The sequence below is a fragment of the Pseudomonas sp. GW821-FHT09A09 genome (genome assembly GCF_059418405.1).
This window is the reverse complement of the sequence record NZ_JBWKPU010000009.1, coordinates 80,309-105,765: the sequence shown is the minus strand read 5'-3', so window position 1 is coordinate 105,765 and position 25,457 is coordinate 80,309. Positions and strand designations below refer to the sequence as shown.

The following is a 25,457-nucleotide window of genomic DNA, read 5'->3' as shown; positions in this document are numbered from 1 at the left end:
AGGCGTCGGACGGGCGCAATTGGCGTCTGTCGGGCAGTGCTATTAAAACGATGGCGCTTGCTTGCGCCGTTTCCATTGGCTCAAACGCTCTTGCAAGGCCTGCGGTGTGTCGATGTGTTGTTGGCGCGCGCGGCTAAACAGGATGAGCATCAGCTCGGCCGTGGCCAAGGCGTCGGCACTGGCGTGATGGCGTTCGCCCACGTGCAGCTTGAAGTGCCGGGTCCAATCATCGAGCCCGGCTTCACGGATATTCGCGTCAGGGCACAGCAGCGGGGCGAGGTCGGCCACGTCGAGAAACGGGTGCGCCAGGCGGTAACCCAGGCTGTCCTTGAGTGCCCGGCAGAGCATGTGTTGATCGAATGGCGCATGAAACGCCAGCAACGGGCTGTCACCCACAAACTCCATGAAATCCAGCAGGGCCTCCACCGGGTCGCTGCCGGCGGCGATGGCGCTGGGGCCCAGACCATGGATCAGCACGCTGGGGCTGAGTTTGGTCTCGGCCCGTTGCAGGGTGCGTTCGAACATCTGCGAGAAATCCACCGCGCCGTCCTCGATCACCACGGCGCCGATGGACAGCACCTGGTCTCGGTTGAGGTTCAGCCCGCTGGTTTCCAGGTCCACCACGACCCAGCGCTGGCTGTGCAGTGCGCCGTCACCCAATGTGCCGGCTGGCGGGAGTTGGGCCAGACGCTGTTGTTGCACTGCATTGAGCCCTGGCTTTTTCGGGCGTAACCAGTCGAACAGCCTCACAGCTGATACCGCAAGGTCAGGCTGGTTTGCAGGCGTTGGGCCTGGCGCAGGGATTCACGCAGGATGCGCCGGTCCAGGTGGTTGAGGCTGTCGGGGTCGACGCGGTTGGAGTACGGCTGGTTCTCTCGGGTCTGCAACTGATGCTGTTGCATGCGGGTTTGCTGGATGAAGTGATACGCCTCTTCATAGGCGGCGCCATCCAGGGGCTCGATCACTTCACTGGCCACCAGTTGGCGCAGGCGTTCCAGGGTGTTGTTGGCGTGGATGCCGTTGGCCAGGGCCAACAAGCGCGCACCGTCGACAAAGGGCGTGAGGCCTTGGACCTTGAGGTCCAGGGTGGCTTTCTCACCGCCTTTGCGCGTCAGCACAAACTCACGGAAACGCCCCACGGGCGGGCGATGGCGCAGGGCGTTTTCGGCCAGCATGCGCTGGAACAAGCGGTTATCCGCCACCTGATCAAGAATGCCTTTGCGCAGTTGCTCGCAGCCGCGCTCATCGCCCCACACCACCCGCAGGTCGAAATAGATACTCGAGCCCAACAGGTTCTCCGGTGTCGCCTCACGTATAAAAGCCGCAAAACGCCGCGCCCATTCTGCCCGCGACAGGCAAAGCTCGGGGTTGCCGGCCATGATATTGCCCTTGCACAGACTGAACCCGCACAGCGCCAGGCTCTGGTTGATCTGCTGGGCCAGCGGCAACAGCCGCCCACGGATCGCCGCCGCTTCGGCCGCGTCCTTGGCGTCGAACAGAATGCCGTTGTCCTGGTCGGTGAACAGCGTCTGTTCGCGACGGCCTTCGCTGCCGAAACACAACCAACTGAACGGCACGCCGGGGTCGCCTTTTTCGGCGAGGGTCAGCTCGATCACCCGGCACACCGTGTGATCGTTGAGCAGCGTAATGATGTGGGTGATCTGGGTGGACGACGCGCCGTGGGCCAGCATGCGTTCGACCAATTGGCCGATTTCACCGCGAATCGCCACCAGGTGTTCCACCCGGGGCGCATTGCGGATGGTGCGGGCCAGGTGCACCAGGTCGACGCGTTGCAGGGAAAACAGGTCGCGCTCGGACACCACGCCGCACAAGCGCTGGTCCTTGACCAGGCACACGTGGGCGATATGCCGCTCGGTCATGGCGATCGCCGCGTCGAACGCGCTGTGGTCCGGCGTCAAGAAGAACGGCGCCTGGGTCATATGACCTTCTATGACCTGATTGAAATCACTGGTGCCATCGGCCACCACCTGGCGTAGGTCGCGTAGGGTAAAGATGCCGAGGGGGGCCTTGTGCTCATCCACGATCACGATGCTGCCCACTTGCTGCTCATGCATCAGCGTCACCGCCTCGCGCAGTGGTGTATTCGGGCTGCAGGTGACCGGATGGCGCATGGCCAATTCGCCCAGGCGCGTGTTCAGCGAGTATTGGGTGCCGAGTGTTTCCACGGCTTTTTGCTGGACCTGCTGGTTGACCTGGTCGAGCAGGCTGCTGACGCCGCGCAGGGCAAAGTCACGAAACGGGCTGGAAAGCGCGAACAGCTTGATGAACGCGGGCTTGTTCAGTTGCAGGCAGAAGGTGTCTTCGGCGGCCTTGTGCTCGGTGCGGGTCGCCCGCTCACCCAGCAAGGCGGCCAGCGGGAAGCACTCGCCGGTGGTGATTTCAAAGGTGGTTTCGGTGGAGTCCGGCCGCTCGCCGACGACGCGGCCCTGCTTGACGATATAGAAGTGTTCCACAGGGCCACCCGAGGGCTTGAGGATGCTGTCGCCGGGGCCGTAGAAGCGTAATTGGCACTGTTCCACCAGGAACGCCAGGTGCGCGTGTTCCATCTGGTTGAACGGTGGGAAACGTTGCAGGAATTGCAGGGTGCCGTGGATGTTCTGCAACACGGCGGTTTTCCCCGCCTGCGTGAAAGCATCAGCTTTACTCATAACAGTGACCGCAGTTTTTTTGTCGTTATCGTCAGGCATGGTCGACTCCTGCGCAGCGGGTGCCCATTGGACGTAAGTCTAGGTACTGGTAAAACCACTCACGACTAGGGAAAAACCTTACATGACTATCGTCCAAAACCCGTAGAACGCCCACTAGGCAAACTTTCCGACGAAGTGCACATTGATCGCCCTTCCGCAGATGTCTGACGAGTGTGCTGGGAGATTGATGAGAACTGCTGAGAACCGTATGTCCGACCACGATATTTTGAGTGATGCCGAGCGCGAGGCGCTGAGCGCCGTGATGCTGGAGCCTGATTTACCGCCGCAACGGGTGTTGATTGTCGACGACGACAAGGACGCACGTGAACTGCTGGCGGAAATCCTTGGGCTGGACGGCATTCGCTGCATGACCGCCGACAGCGGCGAGGCGGCGTGGGACTTGCTGAAGTCGAGCAGCTCCATCGGTTTGCTCATCACCGACCTGCGCATGGCACCCAGCAATGGCCTGGAATTGATTCGGCAGGTACGTGAATCCACGCGGGCGGCGTTGCCGATCATCATCATGTCGGGGGACGCCGAAGCGCCGGATGTGATCGATGCGATGCATTTGAGCGTGGTGGACTTTTTGCTCAAGCCGATCGATAGCGTGAAGTTGGCGAAGATGGTGAAGCGGGAACTGGGGATGGCTTCCTGAATTTGTGGTGACTGGGCGGGCCCTATCGCAGGCAAGCCAGCTCCCACATTTGACCGAGTACCTACAGACATACGCGATCACCTGTGGGAGCTGGCTTGCCTGCGATGAGGCCGCCACAGTCACCACAACACTCAAAAAAAGCCCCGATCTTTCGATCGGGGCTTTTTCATTTACAGGCCGTTTTTAGCCTTGAACTCCCGGCGCCGACGGTGCAACACCGGCTCGGTATACCCGTTTGGCTGCTTGGTGCCTTCAATCACTAGCTCCACCGCTGCCTGGAACGCGATGTTGCTGTCGAAGTCCGGCGCCAGCGGGCGATACAACGCGTCCCCGGCATTCTGACGGTCCACCACCGGCGCCATGCGCTTGAGGCTTTCCATGACTTGGGCTTCGTTGACGATGCCGTGGCGCAGCCAGTTGGCGATGTGCTGGCTGGAGATGCGCAGGGTGGCGCGGTCTTCCATCAGGCCCACATCGTTGATGTCCGGCACTTTCGAGCAACCGACACCCTGGTCGATCCAACGGACCACATAACCCAGGATGCCCTGGGCGTTGTTGTCCAGCTCGTTGCGGATTTCTTCGTCGGACCAATCGGTGTTGCTGGCCAGAGGAATGGTCAGGATATCGTCCACCGACGCACGCTCGCGTTTGGCCAGTTCGGCCTGGCGGGCGAACACATCGACCTTGTGGTAGTGCAACGCGTGCAGTGCAGCCGCGGTAGGCGACGGTACCCAAGCGGTGTTGGCGCCAGCCAGTGGGTGGGCGATTTTCTGTTCGAGCATCGCTGCCATCAGGTCGGGCATGGCCCACATGCCTTTACCGATCTGGGCGCGACCTTGCAGGCCGGTGCTCAGGCCGATGTCGACGTTCCAGTTTTCGTAGGCACCGATCCATTTCTCGGCCTTCATCGCTGCCTTGCGCACCATCGCGCCGGCTTCCATGGAGGTGTGGATTTCGTCGCCGGTGCGGTCGAGGAAGCCGGTGTTGATGAACACCACGCGCTCGCTGGCCGCCTTGATGCAGGCCTTGAGGTTGACCGTGGTGCGGCGTTCCTCGTCCATGATCCCGACTTTCAGCGTATTGCGCGGCAGGTTCAGCACGTCTTCGATGCGGCCGAACAGCTCGTTGGTGAACGCAGCTTCTTCCGGGCCATGCATCTTCGGCTTCACGATGTACACCGAACCGGTGCGGCTGTTCTTGCGGCTGCTGGTGCCATTGAGGCTGTGAATCGCCGCCAGGCTGGTGACCAGGCCGTCAAGAATGCCTTCTGGCACTTCGTTGCCGTCTTTGTCGAGGATCGCGTCGATGGTCATCAAGTGGCCAACGTTGCGCACGAACAACAGCGAACGGCCGTGCAAGGTCACGTCCTGGCCGTTCACGCCGTTGTAGACGCGGTCAGGGTTCATGGTGCGGGTGAAGGTCTTGCCGCCCTTGGCCACTTCTTCGGCCAGGTCGCCTTTCATCAGGCCGAGCCAGTTGCGGTAGATCACCACTTTGTCGTCGGCATCGACGGCGGCCACGGAGTCTTCGCAGTCCATGATGGTGGTCAGCGCGGCTTCCATCAGCACGTCTTTGACGCCGGCGGCGTCGGTCTGGCCGACCGGGGTGCTGGCGTCGATCTGGATTTCGAAGTGCAGGCCGTTGTGCTTGAGCAGGATGGCGGTCGGCTGGGCGGTGTCGCCGTGGTAGCCAATCAGTTGCGCGTCGTCACGCAGACCGCTGTTGCTGCCGCCCTTGAGGCTGACAACCAGCTTGCCATCAACGATCTTGTAGCCAGTGGAGTCGACGTGGCTGCCGGCAGTGAGCGGTGCGGCTTCGTCGAGGAAGGCGCGGGCGAAGGCGATGACCTTGTCCCCACGCACTTTGTTGTAGCCCTGGCCCTTTTCGGCACCATTGGCTTCGCTGATGGCGTCGGTGCCATACAGCGCGTCATACAGCGAGCCCCAGCGCGCATTGGAGGCGTTGAGGGCGAAACGTGCATTCATCACCGGTACGACCAGCTGTGGGCCGGCCATACGGGCGATTTCGTCATCGACGTTTTGGGTCGTGGCCTGGAAGTCTGCGGCTTCTGGCAGCAGGTATCCGATGTCTTGCAGGAAGGCTTTGTAGGCCACCGGATCGTGGGCCTGGCCGGCGTGGGTCTGGTGCCAGGTATCGATCCGCGCCTGGAAATCGTCGCGTTTGGCGAGTAGGGCTTTGTTCTTCGGTGCCAGGTCGTGGATGACCTTGTCGGCGCCGGCCCAGAACTGCTCGGCAGTGATGCCGGTACCGGGAATGGCTTCGTTGTTCACGAAGTCGAACAGGACTTTGGCGACCTGCAGGCCACCGACTTGAACGTGTTCAGTCATCTCTTGCCTCACTCTTCGGAGCTTATGCGCTTTTCAGCTTTTCAATTTACCAATGAAGCCTCTGGCCATTTAAACCACGAACCCGATCCCCCAGTACATGCCGTTCAGGCGGCTGGGCTGGCGGGTTATCGCGGTGCGTTGGTGCCTTGGCAGACATCGACCTAACGTTATGTAGTGCGCGATTGGGCATACTACATGATGACTTGCGGTTGTGAAAATCAGACCAAATACGTCGTTTAGCGACCCACCTGTGACATTCGGTCACAGTGGGGAACGGGATGTTCTCAAAAAACTACTGGATTGTTCCAGATAAATATAGAAATGGTACACGATTTGTTTTCATGGACCTGTGCGTCCACTTTGTAGGGATGAGGCCCTTGGGCCTTGCGGCGATGATCAGGCCGCTATCGCCGGCAAGCCGGCTCCTGCAGAACAACAAAGCCTCTGAGGATTTTCGCCATGGACCATCTTGTACTCACAATTATTGCCGCCGACAAACCCGGCCTGGTCGAGCGCGTCGCGCAGAACATCGCCGCCCACGGTGGCAACTGGCTGGAAAGCCGCATGGCGCATATGGCGGGGCAGTTTGCCGGGATCCTGCGGGTTAGCGTTCCCACAGAAAACCGTCAAGCCTTGGTGGGCGCGCTGGAAGACTTATCCACCCACGGCATTCGTGTGCTGGTGGGCGAGGGCAGCAGCGGCCAGGCGTCGGCGTCCAAGTCGATCATGATGACGCTGGTGGGCAATGACCGTTCGGGCATCGTGCGTGAGATCACCGCGCTGCTGAGCAAGCAGGGCGTAAACCTGGAAAGCCTGAGCACCGATGTGCGCCCGGCGCCCATGAGCGGCGATCCATTGTTTACCGCCGAGGCCGTCTTGCAGGTACCGGCCGCGTTATCCCTGGACACCTTGCAGTTGTCCCTTGAAACCCTGGCTGATGATTTGATGGTTGAACTGCACCACGAGGAATAATCCATCCACAAGGTTATGCATGGAAATCTTGCATGGGCCTGTGGATAACCTGTAGAGACCCGACGCCAGGCCACGCCGGCCGGGCTTCTTTACCCGTTGAGCAAAAAACGAGCAGTTTCAAGGGGTTGTGCACAAATGGCGGGGATCAGGTTGTGGATAACCTTGGGGTGGATGCCTGCAAGCCACGCCCGCTGTGGCTTGCAGAGGTTTGTGCGTTATTTGATCAGCGTTTGCGCACAGTCAGCCAGGCGTCCAGGCTGTACACCACCAGGCCGGCCCAGATAAAGGCGAAGGCAATCAACGTGCTCGACGCCAGGTGTTCGCCAAACAGCAGCACGGCTTCCAGCAGCACCAACGTCGGTGCGACGTACTGCAAAAAGCCCAGGGCGGTGTAGGGCAAATGCCGTGCGGCGGCGTTGAAACACACCAGCGGGATCAGCGTCACCGGGCCTGCGGCCACCAGCCACCAGGCTTCGGAAGTGCTCCAGAACGCCAGTTGTGCGCTGTGAGCGGTCGGGTTGAACAGCAGCCAGGCGACGGCGATCGGCACCAGCATCCAGGTTTCCACCACCAGCCCCGGCAGTGCCTTGACAGGTGCCTGTTTGCGGATCAGCCCGTAGAAACCGAAGGTCAACGCCAGCACCAGCGACACCCAGGGCAGGCTGCCTACTTGCCACACCTGTTGCGCCACGCCCACCGCCGCCAGCCCGACGGCAACCCACTGCAAGCGGCGCAGGCGTTCACCGAGCAGGAGCATGCCAAGCAGTACATTCACTAACGGGTTGATGTAGTAACCCAAGCTCGCTTCCAGCATGCGCCCGCTGTTCACCGACCACACATACGTCAACCAGTTGCCCGCAATCAATGACCCACTGAGCGCCAGGATGGCCAAGCGCTTGGGGTTGTCGAGCAGTTCGCGCAACCAACCCGGGTGTTTCCACACCAGCAGCAACAAACCACCGAACAACGCCGACCACAGCACCCGGTGCACGATGATTTCGGCGGCGGGCACGCTGGCGATGGCTTTGAAGTAGATCGGGAACAGACCCCAGATGACATAGGCGCTCAGGCCCAGGATGTACCCCTTGCGGGGGTTGGCGGGTTGCATTGCAGAATCCTTGCTTAGGCAGCTAACAAAGCGCGATTGTAAGGATATTTGTCTGCCAGTGGGACCCGCTTTTCTGTGGGAGCTGGCTCGCCTGCGATGCAGGCGCCTCGGTTTGTCTGCCGGACCGTGGTGATGCTATCGCCGGCAAGCCGGCTCCTACAGGGGAATGTGCGATTAGAAGAGTTTCAGGGGCTCTTCGTTGAGGGCGGCCAGTTGTTCGCGCAGGGCCAGCACTTGATCGCCCCAATAGCGTTCGCTGCCAAACCACGGGAAGCTGTGGGGGAACGCCGGGTCGTCCCAGCGCCGCGCCAGCCACGCGCTGTAGTGCATCAGACGCAGGGCGCGCAGGGGCTCGATCAGGGCCAGCTCACGCGGGTCGAAATCGTGAAACTCCTGGTAACCGTCCATCAATTCCGACAACTGCCCCAGGCATTCCTGACGGTCGCCGGCGAGCATCATCCACAGGTCCTGCACCGCCGGGCCCATGCGGCAGTCGTCGAGGTCGACGATGTGGAACATCTCGTCACGGCACATCATGTTGCCGGGGTGGCAATCGCCGTGCATGCGGATGTTCTTGTGCAGCGTGGCCTTGTACACCTCTTCCACACGCTTGAGCAGGTCGCGGGCCACGGACTCGTAGGCCGGCAGCAGGCTCTTGGGAATGAAGTTGCCTTCCAGCAGGGTGGTCAGGGAGTCCTGGCCGAAGTTCTTCACACCCAGGGCTTCGCGGTGTTCAAACGGACGCGTGGAGCCCACCGCATGCAGGCGCCCGAGCAATTGCCCAAGACGATACAGCTGGTCGAGATTGCCCGGCTCCGGCGCACGGCCGCCACGGCGGGGGAACAGGGTGAAGCGGAAACCCGCGTGTTCGAACAGGCTTTCACCGTTGTGTATCAGTGGCGCGACCACCGGTACTTCGCATTCGGCCAGTTCGAAGGTGAAACGGTGTTCTTCCAGGATTGCTTCGTTGGTCCAGCGCTGGGGCCGGTAGAACTTGGCGATCAGCGGTTCGGAATCTTCGATGCCCACCTGATAGACGCGGTTTTCGTAGCTGTTGAGCGCCAGAACGCGCGCGTCGCTGAGGAAGCCGATGCTTTCGACAGCATCGAGCACCAGGTCGGGGGTGAGTGTTTCAAACGGGTGGGCCATGCGAACTCCTGCGCGCAGCAGGGCGCCGCGTCCGGCCGGGTATGGTAACAGCATCGATAGGTGGTGGCTGTGCGGACGCCTTCGCAGGCAAGCCAGCTCCTACATTCGACCGAGTTCCAGCATGAGAACGCGGTCGAATGTAGGAGCCGGCTTGCCGGCGATGAGGCCTTATCAGGCGCCGACGATACCGCCGTCATCCCGTCGAATCGCCATCACCGACGAGCGCGGCTTGCCGTTCGGCAAATGCTCCGGCCAGGTCGAACCACCGGTTTCGCCCGGGTGCTGGATACCCACGAACAAGGTTTTCTGATCCGGCGAGAAGCTGATGCCCGTCACCTCACAGGCCACCGGTCCTACCATGAAACGGCGGATTTCTCCGGTGCTCGGGTCGGCACACAGCATCTGGTTGTTGCCCATGCCGGCGAAGTCGCCGGCGTTGCTGTAGTCGCCATCCGTGAGGATCCACAGGCGGCCGGCTTTGTCGAAACCCAGGCCATCGGGGCTGTTGAACATGTTCTGCGGGTTGATGTTGGACGAGCCGCCCTTCGGCGTGCCGGCATGCACGCCCGGGTTGCCGGCCACCACAAACAGATCCCAGGTGAATGCTGTGGCGCCGTGGTTATCGGCATCAGCCTTCCAGCGCAGGATCTGGCCGTAGACGTTTTTCTCCCGTGGGTTGGGGCCGCCTACCGGCTGGCCTTCTTCGCCGCGCTTGGCGTTGTTGGTCAGGGTGCAATAAACCTGGCCGTCCTTGGGGCTCACCACGATCCATTCAGGGCGGTCCATGCGTGTGGCTTTCACCACGCTGGCGGCCAGGCGCGCGTGGATCAACACCTCGGCCTGGCTGGCGAAACCGCTGCTGGCATCAATGCCATTTTTGCCGTGGGTCAGCTCCACCCATTGGCCCTTGCCCTTGGGGTGGTCGGCGTTGCCGTCGCCGGCATCGAAGATCGCCACGTACAAGGTGCCGTGGTCGAGCAGGTCTTTGTTGGCCTTGGGGTTCTTGTGGTTGATCTTGTCGCGGCTGATGAACTTGTAGATGAACTCGCCGCGTTCATCGTCGCCCATGTACACCACAGCGCGACCGTCGCGGGTTTCGGCCAGCGCGGCGTTTTCATGTTTGAAGCGGCCCAGGGCGGTGCGTTTGACCGGCGTGGACTTGGGGTCGAACGGGTCGATTTCCACGACCCAGCCATGGCGGTTGAGTTCGTTGGGGTTCTTGGCCAGGTCAAAACGCGGGTCGTGTGGGTGCCAGTTGATGTCTTTGCTGGCGGCGACCACGCCGTAGCGTTTTTGCCCGGCATCGAACGCCTGTTGTGGGTTGCTGCTGCCAAAGCAGTCGGTGAAGTTCTCTTCGCACGTCAGGTAAGTGCCCCACGGGGTCTTGCCGTTGGCGCAGTTCTGGAAAGTGCCCAGGGCTTTCTTGCCGGATTTGTCGGCGCCGGTCTTGAGCCAGTCGTGGCCGGCGGCCGGGCCGCTGAGGCGGATCGGCGAGTTGCCGTGAATGCGGCGGTTGTAGCGCGAGTCCTGGACGAACTGCCAGGTGTCGCCCTTGCGGCGTACTTCGATCACCGACACACCTTCGCTGGCCAGGGCCTTGCGCACGTCTTCGGCCGACTGCGGCGCGCCGCCGTGGGCATAGAGGTAGCGGTAGTTGGTGTATTCATTGTTGATGGCCATGAGCGCGCGGTTGTCGTCGCCCGGGAAGGCGAACAGGCTCATGCCGTCGTTGTTGTCGCCGAATTGCTGCTCCTGGGCCGCTGCCGTGCCGTTGCCGGACGGGTCGAAGGCCGGGGCGCCCTTGCTCAATGGATGGCCCCAGCTGATCAGCACCGAGGCGCTGTAGCCGGGCGGCAAGGTGATGGCGTCGCTGGTGGCGGCGCCGATGCTGGTGAAGCCCAGCAGCGGGCTGGCGGTGGCGGCGTTCACGGCCATGGCGCTGCGGGTCAGCAGGTTGCCCCCCAGGAACATCGCGGCCCCGCACAGGGCGCCGGCGCCGATAAAGCGGCGGCGGGTGAGGCCGACCATCTGTTCCAGGTCGGTGGCTTGGTTTTCTTCTAATAGGCTCATTTCAGGCTCCCTGCGGTTTTTGCAGACACCTTAAGGAGCGCTTGTGACGAAATTGTTGCGTTTTGAAGTCGGCCGGCCGGCTACACCGGCGTACCGAGCAACACATGACTGGGGGCGAATTGCACCTGAATCGGCTGGCCTTCTGCCGCACCGAGTGCCGTGAGCGCGGCAGGCTGCGCCAGGGCGCATAAAACCTGGCCGTTGGGCAGGGTGATGCGGACCTCGCTGGGGCCGTCATCGGCGTCGAGAATCGTCTCGATAATGCCGCTCATGCAATTGTGTCCAGGTGTTGCAGGCTGCCCAGGGGCGAGCAGTTCCAGCCAGCCGGCCTTGATCAAGGCGACCACTTCCACACCCGGCTCCAGTTCCAGCCGGTGCGTGCTGTCATGGGTGATCTGGGCATCCAGGCTCAGGTCGCCCGCCAATTGCAGGTGGATCAGGTCATTGCGGCCATGGTTGTCGATGGCGATCACCTGGCCATGCAACTGGTTGCGCGCACTGGTGCGCAGCATCAAGCGGCCCAGCAGGTTGAAGTCGCTGGCATCTTCATCTGAGCCTAGTATTTCGGCCTGCAACACTTGCAGGCGTTGGTAGAGGCGCAACACGCGCTCACCTTCGACCGTCAGTTTGGCGCCACCCCCGCCTTTGCCACCGACGCTGCGTTCTACCAGCGGCTTTTGCGCCAGGTTGTTCAGCTCGTCGATGGCGTCCCACGCGGCCTTGTAGCTCAAGCCGGCGCTTTTGGCGGCGCGGGTGATCGAGCCTTGTTCGGCGATGTGCGCCAGCAGGGCGATACGCTGGGGGCGGCGAATGATGTGTTGGCTGAGGGAGGTGGGCAGAGACATGGGGATACGCTGTGGTGAGATGAGCGGACGTTGCAGGCGCCGGGCTGTGGAGTCAAGTCACGGGCCTGGTTTTGGCGTGCGGGCCAGGCAGTAGACGTCGACTGCACGGGCTCCCGCGTTCATCAGCAACCGCGCCAGGCTGTGGGCGGTGGCGCCGGTGGTGAGCACGTCATCCACCAGTGCAAAGTGACGACCCTGTACCTGCGCATCAGACGCCAGGACGAAGGCGCCGAGCAGGTTGCGCTTGCGGGTCCTGGCGTTAAGGGCTTGTTGCGCGACGGTTTCATGGGGGCGTAACAACAGGTGTTCATCGTGGGGGATATTCAGGTCGCTGCTGAGCCAGCGTGCCAGCATCAATGCCTGGTTGAAGCCGCGTTCACGTAGGCGCTTTGCCGCCATGGGCACGGGCAGCAGGCAATCGGGGCGCGTTAGTTCGCCATTGTCGAGGCGGTGTTGCAGATGTCGGCCCAACAAATGCCCCAGCAGGTGCCCGAGTGGCCAGCGTGCCTGGTGCTTGAAGCGGCTGATCAAGGTGTCGATCGGGAAACTGTAGGTCCAGGGCGCGATCACCTGTTTAAAGGCCGGTGGGTTTTTCTGGCATTGGCCGCAGATCAGGCCATCCATCGGCAGCGGCAGGGCGCACACGCTGCACTGCTCTATCAGCCAAGGCAGCTCCGTTTCGCAGACGTTGCATACAGGATCGGCGGATTCCGTGCTTTCATCGCAGATTAAACAGGTTTGGTTGTTTATTGACCAGATGTAAACCTGGTGTTTGTGGTCTGGTTGACAGTGCATGAATCTTCCTTAAATATGCCGAGCATCCGTGTCGTGCCTGTGGGTATTGCCCTTCCCACAGCGCTTGCCAAAGCATAATCAAGGAATCGCCCATGAGCGCCAGCACCTCTGCCACCCTGCGTCACGATTGGTCCCTCGCCGAAGTCAAAGCGTTGTTCGTGCAACCGTTCAACGACCTGTTGTTCCAGGCGCAGACCGTGCACCGCGCGCATTTCGACGCCAACCGTGTACAGGTGTCGACCCTGTTGTCGATCAAAACGGGCGCCTGCCCGGAAGATTGCAAATATTGTCCGCAGTCGGGCCACTACAACACTGGCCTGGAAAAAGAAAAGCTGATGGAAGTGCAGAAGGTCCTCGAAGAGGCCGCCCGCGCCAAGGCCATCGGTTCGACCCGCTTCTGCATGGGCGCCGCGTGGAAACACCCGTCGGCCAAAGACATGCCCTACGTGCTGCAGATGGTCAAAGGCGTGAAGGCGATGGGCCTGGAAACCTGCATGACCCTCGGCCGCCTCGACCAGGACCAGACCGAAGCCCTGGCCCAGGCTGGCCTCGACTACTACAACCACAACCTGGACACCTCGCCGGAGTTCTACGGCAGCATCATCACCACCCGCACCTACAGCGAGCGCCTGCAAACCCTGGCCTACGTGCGTGATTCGGGGATGAAGATCTGCTCGGGCGGCATCCTCGGCATGGGCGAGTCCCTCGACGACCGCGCCAACCTGCTGATCCAGCTGGCCAACTTGCCGGAGCACCCGGAGTCGGTGCCGATCAACATGCTGGTGAAAGTCGCCGGTACCCCGCTGGAAAACGCCGAAGACATCGACCCGTTCGACTTCATCCGCATGCTGGCCGTGGCGCGCATCCTGATGCCGCAGTCCCACGTGCGCCTGTCGGCGGGTCGCGAGGCGATGAACGAGCAGATGCAGGCCCTGGCATTCTTTGCTGGCGCCAACTCGATCTTCTACGGCGACAAACTGCTGACCACCGCCAACCCGCAGGCTGACAAGGACATGCAACTGTTCTCGCGCCTGGGGATCTTGCCGGAAGCCCGTGAAGAGCACGCTGATGAAGTGCACCAGGCTGCGATTGAGCAGGCGCTGGTGGAGCAGAAGAGCAGCGAGCAGTTCTACAACGCCGTTGTTTGACGCCTATCTCTCCATTGGAATGCAATCCAGTGTGGGAGCTGGCTTGCCTGCGATAGAGGTCTTTCAGACACATTGATGCTGAATGTGCCACCGTCATCGCAGGCAAGCCAGCTCCCACATTGAGACTGTTTTCATTCAGATATATATCCGAGGCCAGCATGTCTTTTGATCTCGCCGCGCGCCTCGCTGCACGCCGTGCCGAACACCTTTATCGTCAACGCCCGCTGCTCGACAGCCCCCAAGGCCCGGAAGTGGTGGTGGACGGCCAGTCGCTGCTGGCGTTCTGCAACAACGACTACCTGGGCCTGGCCAATCACCCGCACGTGATCGAAGCCTGGCGTGCCGGTGCGTCCCGCTGGGGTGTGGGCGGTGGTGCTTCGCACCTGGTGGTCGGGCATGCCACGCCGCACCACGAACTGGAAGAAGCCTTGGCTGACCTTACCGGTCGCCCGCGCGCCTTGCTGTTTACCACCGGCTACATGGCCAACCTCGGCGCAGTCACGGCGTTGGTAGGGCAGGGCGATACCGTGCTCGAAGATCGCCTCAACCACGCCTCCTTGCTGGACGCCGGCTTGCTCTCCGGGGCGCGTTTCAATCGTTACCTGCACAACGATGCCGGCAGCCTGGCCAAGCGCCTGGAGAAGGCCACCGGCAATACGCTGGTGGTCACCGATGGCGTGTTCAGCATGGACGGCGACCTGGCCGACTTGCCCGCGCTGGCCCGCGAAGCGCGTGCAAAAGGCGCCTGGTTGATGGTGGATGATGCCCACGGTTTTGGCCCCCTGGGGGCCACCGGCGGCGGGATCGTCGAGCACTTCGGCTTGAGCCAGGAAGACGTGCCGGTGTTGGTTGGCACCCTGGGCAAGGCATTCGGTACGGCAGGCGCGTTTGTGGCGGGCAGTGAAGAGCTGATCGAAAGCCTGATCCAGTTCGCCCGGCCGTATATCTACACCACCAGCCAGCCACCGGCGCTGGCCTGCGCCACCTTGAAAAGCCTTGAGCTGCTGCGTACCGAACACTGGCGGCGCGAGCACCTCAATGGTTTGATCCGCCAGTTCCGCCAGGGGGCCGAACAGCTTGGCCTGGACCTGATGGACAGCTTCACGCCGATCCAGCCGATCCTGATCGGCGACAGCGCCAAGGCCGTGCGCCTGTCGCAGATGTTGCGCGAGCGCGGCTTGATGGTGACCGCCATCCGCCCACCGACCGTGCCCGCTGGCAGCGCCCGTTTGCGCGTGACGTTGACGGCGGCCCACACCGAGGCGCAGGTGCAGCTATTGTTAAGCGCATTGGAAGAGTGTTTCCGCTTGTTAGGCGCCACGGAGCCCGACCATGCGTGATCGACTGATATTGCTGCCCGGCTGGGGCCTCGGTGTGTCGCCGCTGGAGCCTCTGGCCGCCGCCTTGCAGGGCCTGGACGAACACCTGCGGGTGCAGATCGAGCCGCTGCCCGCATTGGATTCCAGCGACCTTGATGAATGGCTCGACGAACTCGACGCCACGCTACCGGACAACGCCTGGCTGGGCGGCTGGTCTTTGGGCGGCATGCTCGCCTCCGAGCTGGCCGCACGGCGCGGTGAGCGCTGCTGCGGCCTGCTGACCCTGGCCAGCAACCCGTGTTTTGTCGCCCATGAAGGCTGGCCGAACGCGATGCCCGCCGAAACGTTCGATGCGTTTCTGGCCGGATGCCATGCCGATTCCCAAGTCACCCTCAAACGTTTCGGCCTGTTGTGTGCCAAGGGCGCCGAGGACCCGCGTGGGCTGTCGCGCTTGCTGGTCAGCGGCGCGCCGAATTCGCCTTCCAGTGTGCTGATGCCGGGCCTTGAATTGCTGGCGCAACTGGATACCCGTGAAGCGCTGCTCGCCTACCGTGGCCCGCAGATGCATCTGTTTGCGGGCTTGGACGGGTTGGTGCCGGCCGAAGCGGCCAGCGACCTGCTGGTCCTGCTGCCTGATGTCGAAATCGGCCTGATTGAACAGGCCGGCCACGCTTTTCTTCTGGAAGACCCTCACGGTGTAGCGGGGGCCATCCAGGCTTTTTTGCATGAGTGCGTCGATGACTGATCTATCCCACCCTTCATTGCCCGGCGCCTTGCCCGACAAGCGTCAGGTCGCCGCGTCGTTCTCCCGTGCGGCCGCCAGCTACGACAGTGTGGCCGAGTTGCAGCGGGCGGTGGGCGGTGAATTGCTGGCGCGTTTGCCGGCTGATATCGCGCCGCAACGCTGGCTGGATATGGGCTGTGGCACGGGGTATTTCAGCCGTGTGCTGAATGAACGGCTGCCGGCCAGCCAGGGCGTTGCGCTGGATATCGCCGAGGGCATGCTCAACCACGCCAGGCCTTTGGGCGGTGCTGAACATTTCATCGCCGGTGACGCCGAACGTTTGCCGCTGCAGGATGAAAGCTGCGGGCTGATCTTCTCCAGCCTGGCCGTGCAGTGGTGTGCGAATTTCGACGCGGTGCTCAGCGAGGCCTATCGCGTGCTGCGGCCGGGTGGCGTACTGGCTTTTGCGAGCCTGTGCGTGGGCACCCTGAGCGAGCTGCGTGACAGCTGGCGTGCGGTGGATGGCCTGGTTCACGTCAACCGTTTCCGTACCTTCGAGGCGTATCAACAGCTGTGCGCGGCCAGCGGCCTGCGGGTGGCCAGCCTGGAGCGCCAGCCCCACGTCCTGCATTACCCGGACGTGCGCAGCCTGACCCATGAATTGAAAGCGCTGGGCGCCCATAACCTCAACCCGGGCCGCCCGGGAGGGTTGACGGGCCGCGCTCGGATTGTTGCACTGGTCAACGCTTACGAGCAGTTCCGCCAGGCCCAGGGCCTGCCAGCCACTTATCAGGTGGTGTACGCCGTACTGGAGAAACCTCTATGAGCGCCGCTTATTTCATCACCGGCACCGACACCGATGTCGGCAAGACCACGGTCGCCGCAGGCCTGCTGCACGCCGCGCGGTTGGCGGGAAAAAGCACTGCCGCCGGCAAGCCGGTCGCCTCGGGTTGCCAGGTCACCCCCAAAGGTTTGCGCAACGCCGATGCCCTGGCGCTGCTGGCCGAGTGTTCGTTGCCGTTGAGTTATGCCGAGGTCAACCCGGTGGCGTTCGAACCGGCCATCGCGCCACACCTGGCGGCGCGTGAAGCAGGCGTGGCGCTCACGGTGCAATCGCTGCTCAAGCCCATGCAGCACATCCTCGCCAAACACGCGGACTTCACCTTGATCGAAGGCGCGGGCGGCTGGCGCGTGCCGTTGGCCGACCAGAGCAACCTGTCGGACCTGGCCATGGCGCTCAAGCTGCCGGTCATCCTGGTGGTGGGCGTGCGCCTGGGCTGCATCAGCCATGCGTTGCTCACGGCCGAGGCCATCGCGCGGGACGGTTTGCCACTGGCCGGTTGGGTGGCGAATATCATCGACCCCAAGACCTCTCGTCTGGAAGAAAACCTCGCTACTCTCGCCGAAAGGTTGCCGGCACCCTGCCTTGGCCGTGTGCCGAAACTCAAGCATGCCGGGGCTGAAGCGGTGGCCGAATACCTGGAACTGGACCTGCTTGACTGATTTTGGCTATCGCGAAGGCATTATGCCATTAGTGTTTTTGACGGGCGTTTTGCCGGGATCTCTGCTTCAATTCAGGTTCACGATTCTCTAAAGGCAGGCTTACGCCATGGAAATCTCTGGAAGCAGCGCGTTTTATTCGGGCCTGAGCAGCATTCAGACCGGGCAGAACCGTGTCGATCAGGCTGCCGGCAAAATTGCCAGCGCCGCGACGACCCAGCCCTCGGACGCGCAAAGTGACCGTCTGCAAGCCAACGATCGTGCCCAGCCTACCAACTCGGCGAGCAACATGGTCGAACTGGCCCAGGGCAAGTTTCAAGTGGAGCTGGGCGCCAAAGTCGCCAAGGCTTCGGATGAAATGCTCGGCACCTTGATCGATACCTACGCTTAATCCCCTCTCTTCAGACATGCCGGCTCTTCTGTGGGAGCTGGCTTGCCTGCGATAGCTTCTACTTGGTTTTCCTGATACTGCGCAGCGTCTGCATCGCCGGCAGCCGGCTCCTACATGATTCTTTATTTCTCCTAATCTTACTGTGGCAACTCGTCGCAGACGTCGACGTGTGCGCGTTTGATTCATGTCATGACAAACGGCGCCCGGACGACGCTTGACATCCCCAGGTCGTAAACGTATGTTTCAAACACCTGTTTGACCGCCATAACAAATCCACGCGGTTGTTCATTCCAGATTCATCAGCAGAGGTTTATCGCTATGCCTGACTACAAGGCCCCCTTGCGTGATATTCGCTTCGTTCGTGACGAACTGCTTGGCTATGAAGCGCACTATCAGAGCCTGCCGGCTTGCCAGGACGCTACCCCGGACATGGTTGACGCCATCCTTGAAGAAGGCGCCAAGTTTTGTGAGCAAGTGCTGGCCCCGTTGAACCGCGTGGGTGACATCGAAGGGTGCACCTGGAGTGAGTCAGGCGTTAAGACCCCTACTGGTTTCAAAGAAGCCTACAAACAATTCGTCGAAGGTGGCTGGCCAAGCCTGGCCCACGACGTGGAGCACGGTGGCCAAGGCCTGCCGGAATCCCTGGGCCTGGCCGTGAGCGAAATGGTGGGCGCCGCCAACTGGTCGTGGGGCATGTACCCGGGCCTGTCCCACGGTGCGATGAACACCATCTCCGAGCACGGTACCCCTGAGCAGCAAGAGGCTTACCTGACCAAATTGGTGTCGGGTGAATGGACCGGCACCATGTGCCTGACCGAGCCACACTGCGGCACCGACCTGGGCATGCTGCGCACCAAGGCCGAGCCTCAGGCCGACGGTTCCTACAAAGTCTCCGGTACCAAGATCTTCATCTCGGCCGGTGAACACGACATGGCCGACAACATCGTCCACATCGTGCTGGCCCGCCTGCCGGATGCACCGGCTGGCACCAAAGGCATCTCGCTGTTCATCGTGCCGAAGTTCCTGCCGAACGCCGACGGTTCGATTGGCGCGCGCAACGCCGTGAGCTGTGGCTCGCTGGAACACAAGATGGGCATCCACGGCAACGCCACCTGTGTGATGAACTTCGACGCGGCCACCGGTTTCCTGATCGGCCCGGCGAACAAAGGCCTGAACTGCATGTTCACCTTTATGAACACCGCTCGCCTGGGCACCGCGCTGCAAGGCCTGTCCCACGCCGAAATCGGCTTCCAGGGCGGCCTGAAATATGCGCGCGATCGCCTGCAAATGCGCTCCCTGACGGGCCCGAAAGCGCCGGACAAAGCCGCTGACCCAATCATCGTGCACCCTGACGTGCGCCGCATGCTGCTGACCATGAAAGCCTTCGCCGAAGGCAACCGTGCGATGGTGTACTTCACCGCCAAGCAAGTGGACATCGTCAAATACGGCACTGACGACGAAGCCAAGAAACAGGCCGACGGCCTGCTGGCCTTCATGACCCCGATCGCCAAGGCGTTCATGACCGAAGTCGGCTTCGAGTCGGCCAACCACGGCGTGCAGATCTACGGTGGCCACGGCTTCATCGCCGAGTGGGGCATGGAGCAGAACGTTCGCGACAGCCGCATTTCCATGCTGTACGAAGGCACCACCGGCATCCAGGCTCTCGACCTGCTGGGCCGTAAAGTGCTGATGACCCAAGGCGAAGCGCTCAAGGGCTTCACCAAGATCGTGCACAAGTTCTGCCAGGCCAACGAAGGCAACGAAGCCGTCAAAGAGTTCGTTGCACCGCTAGCGGCACTGAACAAAGAGTGGGGCGAGTTGACCATGAAGGTCGGCATGGCCGCGATGAAAGACCGTGAAGAAGTGGGTGCTGCCTCGGTGGACTACCTGATGTACTCCGGCTATGCGTGCCTGGCGTACTTCTGGGCCGACATGGCGCGCCTGGCGGCTGAGAAACTGGCTGCCGGCACCACCGAAGAAGCGTTCTACACCGCCAAGCTGCAGACCGCGCGCTTCTACTTCCAGCGCATTCTGCCACGTACCCGTACCCACGTGGCCACCATGCTGTCGGGCGCCAACAACCTGATGGACATGAAAGAAGAAGACTTCGGCCTGGCTTACTAAGCCTTACCGGTTTCTCTTGAAGCCGCCGCGCCCCTCGGGTGCGGCGGTTTTTTTATGGGTGATAAAAAACCACAGTACAGCGCTCAGGGATTCTGCTCGGCTGCCGTTACAGTGATGGCAATGTGATACATGCGTGCCAGGTTGTGCTTAACTGTCGGCATAAAGGCACAGTGCCATCATTTTTTGCGGGTCGGAGTTTTACCCTTGTCACGCGTGTCCGCTGTACGTTTCAGTCATTTCCTACCTTCGTTACTGCTGTTGCTGGCCGGGCTCTCGGCTGCGTACGTCAAGGACCTCAACGTCTTCTTCACCTCGCTGTTCAACGTGCTGCCCACCCTGGTGCTGTTGCTCGGCGGTTCGTACTGCGCGGTGTATCGGCGCCAGCGTGAACTGTTCCTGATGATCACGGTGTACATCGCCTACTTCCTGCTCGACACCCAGACCGACTTCTACCGCGACAACGGCCGCGTGCGCGAAGACGCAGCGGTGGTGTTCCACCTGTGTTGCCTGCTGTTGCCGCTGTTGTTCAGCATCTACGCGCTGTGGCAAGAGAAGACCCACCTGTTCCGCGACTTTGTCGCTCGCTGTGCGGTGCTGTTTGCCGTCGGCAGCGTGGCGTTGGCGCTGGAGCAAAGTTACCCACAGGCGCTGCTGGCCTGGTTGGCGGAGATCCGCTGGCCGGCGCTGCATGGGAGTTGGATGAGCCTGATCCAGCTGTCGTACCCGATGTTCCTGATCGGCTTCCTGACCCTGGCGGCGCAGTACTGGTACCAGCCACGCCCGTTGCACGCGGCGCAAATGGTCGGGTTGCTGGGGATGTTCTGGATGTTGCCGCAAACCTTCATCCTGCCGTTCACCCTGAACATCATGTGCAGCCAGGTGATGCTGATGATTGCAGCCGGCGTGGCCCACGAGGCCTACCAAATGGCCTTCCGCGACGAGCTGACCGGCCTGCCGGGGCGTCGTGCACTCAACGAGCGCATGCAACGCCTGGGGCGCAACTATGTGCTGGCGATGAGCGACGTCGACCACTTCAAGCGCTTCAACGACACCCATGGCCACGACGTGGGCGACCAGGTGCTGCGCCTGGTGGCCAGCAAGCTGTCCAAGGTCAACGGCGGCGGGCGCGCGTACCGGTATGGCGGGGAAGAGTTTGCCGTGGTGTTTGCCGGCAAGACCCTGGATGAGTGCATGCCGCATCTGGAGGAAATCCGCGAGATCATCGCCGACTACGACATCAAGCTGCGCAACTCGGACCGCCCGCAGGACGATCACCAGGGCCGGCAGCGCCGTGCAGGCAGCGGCGCATCGAGTGTCTCGGTGACCATCAGCATCGGTGTGGCCGAACGCCAGGCCGAGCAGCGCACCCCTGAAGAAGTGCTCAAATCCGCCGACCAGGCGCTGTACGCGGCCAAGGGCGCCGGGCGTAACTGCGTGGTCGCCTCTGGGCAAACCCGGCGCGGCGCGGTGCGCACGGAAGGTGCTGCCGGTTGAGTGATGGCGCTGTATTCAGCAGCGCTACAGTCATTGTTTGGGGCGATGGCCGGCAGTAGGTTGAAACCATCTGCTGCCGGAGACATTGCCATGCCTGAGTACAAAGCTCCCCTGCGCGACATGCGCTTTCTGATCGACCACGTGTTTGATTTCCACGGCCACTACGCGGCCCTGGGCGCCATCGACGCCAGCCCGGACATGGTCAGCGCGATCCTCGAAGAAGGCGCGAAATTCTGTGAGAACGTCCTCGCACCGCTCAACCGCAGCGGTGATGAAGAGGGCTGCCATTTCGACAATGGCGTGGTCACCACGCCCAAGGGGTTCAAGGAAGCCTTCGCCCAGTACGTGGAAGGCGGCTGGCATGGCGTGGCGGCCGACCCGGCCTATGGTGGCCAAGGCTTGCCGCAATCGCTGGGTTTGGTACTGAGCGAGATGATCGGCTCCAGCAACACCTCCTGGGGCATGTACCCGGGGCTGACCCACGGCGCGATGTCGGCGATTCATGCCCATGGCACGGCCGAGCAAAAAGACACCTTCTTGACCAAACTGACTGCCGGGGAGTGGACCGGCACCATGTGCCTCACCGAAGCCCATTGCGGCACCGACCTGGGCCTGATCAAGACCCGCGCCGTGCCCCAGGCGGACGGCAGTTATGCGGTCACCGGCAGCAAGATTTTCATCTCGGCCGGCGAGCACGACATGAGTGCCAACATCATCCACCTGGTGCTGGCCAAGCTGCCGGATGCGCCGGCGGGTACCAAGGGCATCTCGCTGTTTATCGTGCCCAAGTTCCATGCCGATTCCGGTGAGCGCAATGCGGTGCACTGCGGCTCCATCGAGCACAAGATGGGTATCAAGGGCTCGGCCACCTGTGTGCTGAATTTCGACGGGGCCAAGGGCTTTTTGATCGGCGAGCCGAACAAGGGCCTCAACTGCATGTTCACCATGATGAACCACGCCCGCCTGGGTACCGGCATGCAGGGGCTGTGCAACGGTGAGGCGAGTTTCCAGGGCGCCATCCAGTACGCCAACGACCGCCTGCAAATGCGCTCGCTGACCGGCGCCAAGGCCCCCGATAAAGCGGCTGACCCGATCATCGTGCACCCCGACGTGCGCCGCATGTTGCTGACCATGAAGGCCTTCAACGAAGGCAACCGGGCGCTGACCTATTTCACCGCGCAGTTGCTCGACACCGCGCATCTGAGCCCTGACGCCGGCCGGCGTCAGGAGGCCGAGGACTTGCTGGCGTTTCTCACGCCGATCTGCAAGGCCTTTATGACGGATACCGGCCTGGAAGTGACCAACCACGGCATACAGATATTCGGCGGCCACGGTTACATCCGCGAATGGGGCATGGAGCAGTTGGCACGCGATGCGCGTATCGCACCGATCTATGAGGGCACCAATGGCATTCAGGCCCTCGACCTGCTGGGGCGCAAGGTGCTGGGTAGCCAGGGCAAGTTGCTGCGCGGGTTTACCAAGATTGTGCATAAGTTCTGCTTGGCGAATGCCGAGCATCCGCTGCTCAAGGGGTATGTGGCGCAGCTCAATCAGTTGAACGGGGAATGGGGCGAACTGACCACCCAAGTCGGCATGGCCGCCATGAAGAACCCCGATGAAGTGGGCGCGGCGGCGGTGGATTACTTGATGTACAGCGGTTACATCGTGCTCGCCTACCTGTGGTTGCGCATGGCGATTGCCGCCCAGGCGCAGGCCGATGCTGGCGACTTTGCCAAGGCCAAGCTGGCCACCTGTGATTTCTACTTCAAACGGCTGCTGCCGCGCACCGCCACGCATCGTGCTGCGGTAGAGGCGGGGAGTGAGTGCTTGATGAGTCTGCCTGCGGGGGCATTCTCGCTGTAGCTACTGACGCTATCGCCGGCAAGCCGGCTCCTACAGAATCGTGGGCCTCACGCGCCCCGTAGGAGCCGGCTTGCCGGCGATAGCGGTGTGTCAGTTGATGAAAATGTTCAAATTTATAGGGTGCGTGACTTTGAAATACTCAATGGTCACAAAGGGACCCTATGTGTCTGAAAAGTTGTTCGGGTACACTCAGACCCTGTAAAACCGACTCTTACCGAATTACTTTTCACGTTCTCACGAGGTTTGCCATGGCTGATTACAAAGCGCCGCTGCGTGATATGCGCTTCGTCCTCAACGAAGTCTTTGAGGTCGCCAAGACTTGGGCCCAATTGCCGGCATTGGCAGACACCGTCGACGCCGAAACGGTTGAAGCCATCCTCGAAGAAGCCAGCAAGGTCACGGCCAAATCCATCGCCCCGATCAGCCGCGCTGGCGATGAACAAGGCTGCCGCTGGGAAGACACGGCGGTCTTTACCCCGGACGGTTATCCACAGGCCTATAAAACCTACGCCGAAGGCGGTTGGGTCGGTGTCGGCGGTGACCCTGTGTTCGGCGGCATGGGCATGCCCAAGGCGGTGTCGGCCCAGGTTGAAGAGATGATCAACTCGTCGAGCCTGGCATTCGGGCTGTACCCGATGCTGACGTCCGGCGCCTGCGTATCGATCAACACCCACGCCAGTGAAGAGCTCAAGGCCACGTACCTGCCGAAGATGTACTCCGGCGAGTGGGCTGGCTCCATGTGCTTGACCGAAGCCCATGCCGGTACCGACCTGGGGATTATCCGCACCAAGGCTGAGCCTCAGGCGGACGGTTCCTACACCATCAGCGGCACCAAGATCTTTATCACCGGCGGTGAGCACGACCTCACCGAAAACATCATCCACCTGGTGCTGGCCAAGTTGCCGGACGCACCGGCTGGCCCCAAGGGCATTTCGTTGTTCCTGGTACCGAAGTTCATGGTCAATGCCGACGGCAGCCTGGGCGCGCGCAACCTGGTGAGCTGTGGCTCCATTGAACACAAGATGGGTATCCAGGCGTCCGCCACCTGCGTGATGAACTTCGACGGCGCCGTGGGTTACCTGGTGGGCGAGCCTAACCGTGGCTTGGCGGCGATGTTCACCATGATGAACTACGAGCGTCTGGGCGTGGGTATCCAGGGCCTGGCGTCCGGTGAGCGTTCGTACCAGAACGCCATCGAGTACGCGCGTGACCGTCTGCAAAGCCGCTCCCCACTGGGCGCCCAGGCCAAAGACAAGGTTGCCGACCCGATCATCGTGCACCCCGACGTGCGTCGCATGCTGCTGACCATGAAGGCGGCGAACGAGGGTGGACGCGCGTTTTCGACTTACGTGGCGACGCAGCTGGATATCGCCAAGTTCAGTGACGATGCCGCCGCCCGCGAGCGAGCTGACAATCTGGTGGCGTTGCTGACGCCGGTTGCCAAGGCGTTCCTCAGCGACCTTGGCCTGGAAACCACCGTGATGGGCCAGCAGGTATTCGGTGGCCACGGTTACATTCGCGAATGGGGCCAGGAGCAGCTGGTGCGTGATGTGCGTATCACCCAGATCTACGAAGGCACCAACGGCATTCAGGCGCTGGACTTGATGGGGCGCAAGATCGTCGGCAGCGGCGGGGCGTTCTATGCGTTGTTCGCTGACGAGATTCGCCAGTTCATTGCTACCGCAGGGGCGGAGCTGGGTGAGTTCACCCGTCCGCTCAGCGCGGCGGTGGATAACCTCGATGAGTTGACCGCGTGGGTGCTGGATCGCGCCAAGACCAACCCGAATGAAATCGGTGCGGCTTCGGTGGAGTACCTGCACGCCTTTGGCTACATGGCGTATGCCTACATGTGGGCACGCATGGCCAAGGCCGCGTGGGGCAAACAGGCTGAGGAAGACTTCTACGCCAGCAAGCTGGGCACTGCGCGGTTTTACTTTGCGCGCCTGCTGCCGCGGATTCACTCGCTGAGTGCGTCGGTAAAAGCTGGCAGTGAATCGCTGTTCTTGCTGGATGAAGCACTGTTCTAAGGGCTGGGAGGGCGTGTAAGCATTCTCTTACATGACGTGCTGCTATTCGTCCTCTATCGCCAAATTGGATCCATCGATAATCTACTTCACATGGACGTCGCGCAGGAAGCGCAAAGCAACAACACGGACACGTAGGATTCTGCCAGGACGGCGGAGTGAAATGGATGTCAGGGAAACAGTCTGCAAAGCCCCGCTTCGGCGGGGTTTTCTTTTGCCC

20 protein-coding genes are annotated in these 25,457 nt (G+C 61.8%); 12 read left to right on the top strand and 8 right to left on the bottom strand.

All coding sequences use genetic code 11. From position 1 onward, the window contains the following. Positions 1-42: 42 nt before the first annotated feature. Both AC07OV_RS10230 and AC07OV_RS10225 read right to left on the bottom strand, forming a co-directional pair. Positions 43-750: a 3'-5' exonuclease gene (locus AC07OV_RS10230; RefSeq protein WP_495092164.1), complete on the bottom strand. Its 708-nt coding sequence runs from the start codon at positions 748-750 to the stop codon at positions 43-45. Continuing rightward, positions 747-2,669 (bottom strand): putative nucleotidyltransferase substrate binding domain-containing protein, encoded by a 1,923-nt coding sequence (locus AC07OV_RS10225; protein ID WP_494997321.1) that lies wholly within the window; start codon positions 2,667-2,669, stop codon positions 747-749. The genes AC07OV_RS10230 and AC07OV_RS10225 overlap by 4 nt, the downstream gene beginning before the upstream one ends. Positions 2,670-2,916: 247 nt before the next feature. On the opposite strand from AC07OV_RS10225, the gene AC07OV_RS10220 reads away from it, so the two are divergent. Next, positions 2,917-3,363 (top strand): response regulator, encoded by a 447-nt coding sequence (locus AC07OV_RS10220; RefSeq protein WP_058426679.1) that lies wholly within the window; start codon positions 2,917-2,919, stop codon positions 3,361-3,363. A gap of 170 nt (positions 3,364-3,533) precedes the next feature. On the opposite strand, the gene AC07OV_RS10215 is transcribed toward AC07OV_RS10220, so the two are convergent. Beyond that, positions 3,534-5,711: a malate synthase G gene (locus AC07OV_RS10215; protein WP_495092163.1), complete on the bottom strand. Its 2,178-nt coding sequence runs from the start codon at positions 5,709-5,711 to the stop codon at positions 3,534-3,536. A 459-nt stretch (positions 5,712-6,170) separates the two neighbouring features. Between AC07OV_RS10215 and AC07OV_RS10210 the strand changes: the two genes are divergently transcribed. Further along, on the top strand, positions 6,171-6,683 hold the full coding sequence (locus AC07OV_RS10210; protein WP_494997323.1) for a glycine cleavage system transcriptional repressor: 513 nt from the start codon (positions 6,171-6,173) through the stop codon (positions 6,681-6,683). A 223-nt stretch (positions 6,684-6,906) separates the two neighbouring features. Here AC07OV_RS10210 and rarD read toward each other — a convergent pair whose 3' ends face one another. The 5 genes from rarD to AC07OV_RS10185 all read right to left on the bottom strand — a co-directional run bounded on the left by rarD (position 6,907) and on the right by AC07OV_RS10185 (position 12,650). After that, positions 6,907-7,791: an EamA family transporter RarD gene (gene rarD / locus AC07OV_RS10205; protein ID WP_176996646.1), complete on the bottom strand. Its 885-nt coding sequence runs from the start codon at positions 7,789-7,791 to the stop codon at positions 6,907-6,909. Positions 7,792-7,965: 174 nt separating this feature from the next. Then, on the bottom strand, positions 7,966-8,940 hold the full coding sequence (locus tag AC07OV_RS10200) for a serine/threonine protein kinase (protein WP_495092162.1): 975 nt from the start codon (positions 8,938-8,940) through the stop codon (positions 7,966-7,968). A 171-nt stretch (positions 8,941-9,111) separates the two neighbouring features. Beyond that, positions 9,112-11,010: a PhoX family protein gene (locus tag AC07OV_RS10195; protein ID WP_495092161.1), complete on the bottom strand. Its 1,899-nt coding sequence runs from the start codon at positions 11,008-11,010 to the stop codon at positions 9,112-9,114. Positions 11,011-11,090: 80 nt separating this feature from the next. Continuing rightward, positions 11,091-11,855, bottom strand: coding sequence for a TOBE domain-containing protein (locus AC07OV_RS10190; RefSeq protein WP_494997327.1), 765 nt, complete (start codon positions 11,853-11,855; stop codon positions 11,091-11,093). A gap of 57 nt (positions 11,856-11,912) precedes the next feature. Further along, a complete protein-coding gene (locus AC07OV_RS10185) occupies positions 11,913-12,650 on the bottom strand; it encodes a ComFC family protein (protein WP_495092160.1) in 738 nt (245 codons plus the stop codon). Positions 12,651-12,742: 92 nt separating this feature from the next. On the opposite strand from AC07OV_RS10185, the gene bioB reads away from it, so the two are divergent. From bioB to AC07OV_RS10135, 10 genes are all read left to right on the top strand, one after another. Next, positions 12,743-13,798 (top strand): biotin synthase BioB, encoded by a 1,056-nt coding sequence (gene bioB, locus AC07OV_RS10180; RefSeq protein WP_016974158.1) that lies wholly within the window; start codon positions 12,743-12,745, stop codon positions 13,796-13,798. A gap of 158 nt (positions 13,799-13,956) precedes the next feature. Then, positions 13,957-15,138: an 8-amino-7-oxononanoate synthase gene (bioF, locus tag AC07OV_RS10175; RefSeq protein WP_495092159.1), complete on the top strand. Its 1,182-nt coding sequence runs from the start codon at positions 13,957-13,959 to the stop codon at positions 15,136-15,138. Further along, positions 15,131-15,862, top strand: a complete 732-nt coding sequence (locus AC07OV_RS10170; RefSeq protein ID WP_495092158.1) for an alpha/beta fold hydrolase — start codon at positions 15,131-15,133, stop codon at positions 15,860-15,862. Before bioF ends, AC07OV_RS10170 begins: the two co-directional genes overlap by 8 nt. Next, positions 15,855-16,667 (top strand): malonyl-ACP O-methyltransferase BioC, encoded by an 813-nt coding sequence (gene bioC / locus AC07OV_RS10165; protein ID WP_495092157.1) that lies wholly within the window; start codon positions 15,855-15,857, stop codon positions 16,665-16,667. The genes AC07OV_RS10170 and bioC overlap by 8 nt, the downstream gene beginning before the upstream one ends. Beyond that, positions 16,664-17,344, top strand: a complete 681-nt coding sequence (gene bioD / locus AC07OV_RS10160; RefSeq protein WP_176996638.1) for a dethiobiotin synthase — start codon at positions 16,664-16,666, stop codon at positions 17,342-17,344. Before bioC ends, bioD begins: the two co-directional genes overlap by 4 nt. 106 nt (positions 17,345-17,450) lie before the next feature. Beyond that, positions 17,451-17,732: a pyrroloquinoline quinone biosynthesis protein PqqE gene (locus AC07OV_RS10155; protein ID WP_176996637.1), complete on the top strand. Its 282-nt coding sequence runs from the start codon at positions 17,451-17,453 to the stop codon at positions 17,730-17,732. A 318-nt stretch (positions 17,733-18,050) separates the two neighbouring features. Further along, a complete protein-coding gene (locus AC07OV_RS10150; protein WP_176996636.1) occupies positions 18,051-19,856 on the top strand; it encodes a phenylacyl-CoA dehydrogenase in 1,806 nt (601 codons plus the stop codon). A gap of 204 nt (positions 19,857-20,060) precedes the next feature. Beyond that, entirely contained in the window at positions 20,061-21,350 is a 1,290-nt protein-coding gene (locus tag AC07OV_RS10145; RefSeq protein WP_176996633.1) for a GGDEF domain-containing protein, read from the top strand. A gap of 90 nt (positions 21,351-21,440) precedes the next feature. Beyond that, positions 21,441-23,213, top strand: a complete 1,773-nt coding sequence (locus AC07OV_RS10140) for an acyl-CoA dehydrogenase C-terminal domain-containing protein (RefSeq protein ID WP_495092156.1) — start codon at positions 21,441-21,443, stop codon at positions 23,211-23,213. Between the two features lie 248 nt (positions 23,214-23,461). Then, positions 23,462-25,240, top strand: a complete 1,779-nt coding sequence (locus AC07OV_RS10135; protein ID WP_495092155.1) for an acyl-CoA dehydrogenase C-terminal domain-containing protein — start codon at positions 23,462-23,464, stop codon at positions 25,238-25,240. The last annotated feature ends 217 nt before the right edge of the window (positions 25,241-25,457 follow it).